Source organism: Roseibium sp. RKSG952 (assembly GCF_009711355.1).
The window spans coordinates 1-2,687 of record NZ_SMMF01000626.1; the positions used below are offsets into that span (position 1 = coordinate 1).

At 54.1% G+C, this 2,687-nt stretch carries 4 protein-coding genes; all 4 read left to right on the forward strand.

The window, feature by feature from the left end; genetic code table 11:
- The coding region (gene repC / locus E1297_RS02965) for a replication initiation protein RepC (protein ID WP_244327612.1) at positions 1-274 on the forward strand (274 nt) is incomplete at its 5' end.
- Between the two features lie 51 nt (positions 275-325).
- On the forward strand, positions 326-1,027 hold the full coding sequence (locus tag E1297_RS02970; RefSeq protein ID WP_155133729.1) for a hypothetical protein: 702 nt from the start codon (positions 326-328) through the stop codon (positions 1,025-1,027).
- Positions 996-1,859, forward strand: coding sequence for a M48 family metallopeptidase (locus E1297_RS02975; RefSeq protein WP_196223163.1), 864 nt, complete (start codon positions 996-998; stop codon positions 1,857-1,859). The genes E1297_RS02970 and E1297_RS02975 overlap by 32 nt, the downstream gene beginning before the upstream one ends.
- Positions 1,860-1,986: 127 nt before the next feature.
- Positions 1,987-2,454, forward strand: coding sequence for a hypothetical protein (locus E1297_RS02980; protein WP_155133735.1), 468 nt, complete (start codon positions 1,987-1,989; stop codon positions 2,452-2,454).
- The last annotated feature ends 233 nt before the right edge of the window (positions 2,455-2,687 follow it).

Here is a 2,687-nt window from a genome sequence, read left to right on the forward strand (position 1 = left end):
ACCAACATGGGCCGATCTTGTCTCAACCGCGCAGATCGCTGCCGCATATCTCGGCATCAACAAAAGCCTGTGGGAAGAACTGAAAGCTGAAGTTGGGGCACCCGCTGCCGCCGTTTGCGTTGTGATTGCTGAACGCAGGATCACAGACCCAAGAAACCCCGTCCGTAGTCCCGGCGCTTTCGTTCGAGGCATGTTGAAACGCGCAAAAGACGGTCAACTCAAACTGCACAAAAGCGTTTTTGGCTTGGAAAAATGCACCGGAACCGTCCAGTAGCGGACCAGCCTAAAGGCCGGGCTGATCCTGTGAAAGGGGCGCTGCCCCCGCATGGTCAAGACCAAGCCGATATCCGGCCCGTTTCCCGCCCCCCGAAGCTTCCGCGCTTATCGCTTGTGCAGCATCGGCGGCCGGAAAACAGGATCTGGACCACGCTCCCCCGGTTCCGGCGGCGCGGAAATCAAAACGGAACACCGAGCAAATTCGCGAGTACCAAATGAAACTATCGAATTCCGGCCGAGCGCTGGAAACCTTGAGATTGGAGTGCTGTCGATCATGAGCATTATACCGTTTCTCGCCCTGAACGGCGACCAGGTGAGACAATGGATGAACCAAATGAAGGCGGCCGGAAAGGTCAGGACGTCGCGGGAGTGCAATGAGGCACTTGGTATCACTCCTGATGGGTTTTCAAGGTTGAAACGCAACGGTTGTGATCTGCGCACTGCCCTGGCCATGCAGGCGATCCTCTACGGTCTGAAGCCATATGGACAGGAGGCTAAGGACGTTCGCCAGTGGGTCGAGGATATGAAGGACGAAGGACTGGCGAAAACATCAAAGGAATGCCACCAACGGATTGGCCTCAGTATGAACGGCATCGCCGTTATGAAACGGCGCGGTTGCAACAAACGCACAGCGTTGGCAATGCAGGCCGCCCTTTATGGGCTCATGCCCTACGGAAAAGACACCGGCCAAGAAACAGAACAATACGGGGGAGAAAAAGATGAAGAGCATCGCAAGACTGCTGTTTATTGAACTGTTGCGGATGCTGTCGATAGCTGTTTCAGCCTTATCCTCTGTTGCAATGGCTTTTGTGTTGGTTCCCATCACTCACTATGCAGCCATGCTCGTAGGGCTAGAGGGCATTAAATCAGATGCGGAATCATATGTTTGGGTGGCTGTTGTCGCCTTTTCCCCGGTCTGGTTAGCTTTTGTCTTGCCCTATTGGGCCGAGAGGTTCTTGGACGTTGAAAACGGAGGCCGGGCTCCTTCCACTCGCGAAACCGAACTCATTGATCGCGTGCATGCCCATCTTGTTAAGGCAGCCGAAAAGCGGGAAGTGAAGCTTCCGAAAGTCGTTTACCGGGTGATTGATACGGGGCAAATCAATGCTTGCGCATATGGTAGAAACCGCGTCGCCTTCACAAGAGGTCTGCTGCACCGGCACGGGACCGATGGAATTGAACACCTTGCAGCTATCGCTGCCCATGAAATGGGGCATCTGCGTAACTGGGATACCCGTTTCATGATGGCAAACCGGTTTCTTGGTCTGCCAGTCAATCTCGCAATTTCCATCCTGAACAATACGGTGAACCGTATCCCGTTCATTGGACTATTCGGGTTTTTGCTTTTGATCGCTTTCCGGCTTCCGGCAGATATTGGACAGTTCTTGTTGCGCTTGTCATCTCAGTCAACCGAGTATCAAGCCGACGCCTTTGCGCGAAAAGTGCTGGGATCGGAAGGCATGGCTGCCGCTCTTGATGAATTAGGACACTCCGACGAGTGGCATGGGGGGTCGGTGACGGACACTGTGACCCGCTCTCACCCCTCGTCCGAACTTCGGAGAGACCGTGTATTGCACGGATAAGAGGGTTCACATCACAACTCCGTACCACCTGCTCCCACCTTACCTAACCCATCCTCATTCTCATTCTCATTCTCAGTTTTCCGGCGCTATCTCTGCCCAATAGCGCTTGCCAGAAATGGAAGCAATCATGTCCAGAATTCTTGCCGCTATCTTCATCGCGATCCTGGCGGCGGGTTGCCAAACCACTACCGGAACCGCCCTGACCGATCCGGATGCGATCCATCAGGCTGGTGTGTCAGGACCCAAACCATCGGTCTTGACTACAAAGCCCATCCCGCAAGCAAAGGCCGAGGCGAAGAAAATTTTTACAAGCCCCATGCAAGGCTTCCGGGTGATACGCGAGACAAATAACCGGCTCTTGTTTGGAAAAACCTTGCCTGCAAACGTCAATGACAACAATCCGTTGAAGGGGCGCACCAAGGGGGCACCTGTTGGGCGCCTTGAACTGACCTTCACCAACGAAAACGGAAAAACCCGTGTGACAGGAGACAATTGGGTGTTGCTCAATCCAAAGGGAAAAAACAAGGATCCGTTCAACCTCCTGGCAACGCCAGACGGTCCCCGGCTGCAACGCAAACTCAATGAATTGAAGTAGATACAAATTGGCCCCTGCAAACTGCAGGGGCCTGCTCCCATCGTGGGGTCGGTTCCGGTAGGGGGCGAAATGACACTCTAAGCAGGCCCAAGAGGCCCCAGCCTGCAAAATCGGACAGAATCTGGAACAAAAGGTGAAATGAAATGGTGACACTCTTTACATTTCGCCATTTTACACGCGTGCGTTAGGGTGAGCGTCTGGCTAACCCGACCTGCCGGTCATTGCCTCGCGGG

Excerpts from the sequence above, each read along its gene's own strand:
- E1297_RS02970 (WP_155133729.1), top strand. The coding sequence starts at position 326 with ATGGTCAAGACCAAGCCGATATCCGGCCCGTTTCCCGCCCCCCGAAGC.
- E1297_RS02975 (WP_196223163.1), top strand. The coding sequence starts at position 996 with ATGAAGAGCATCGCAAGACTGCTGTTTATTGAACTGTTGCGGATGCTG.
- E1297_RS02980 (WP_155133735.1), top strand. The coding sequence starts at position 1,987 with ATGTCCAGAATTCTTGCCGCTATCTTCATCGCGATCCTGGCGGCGGGT.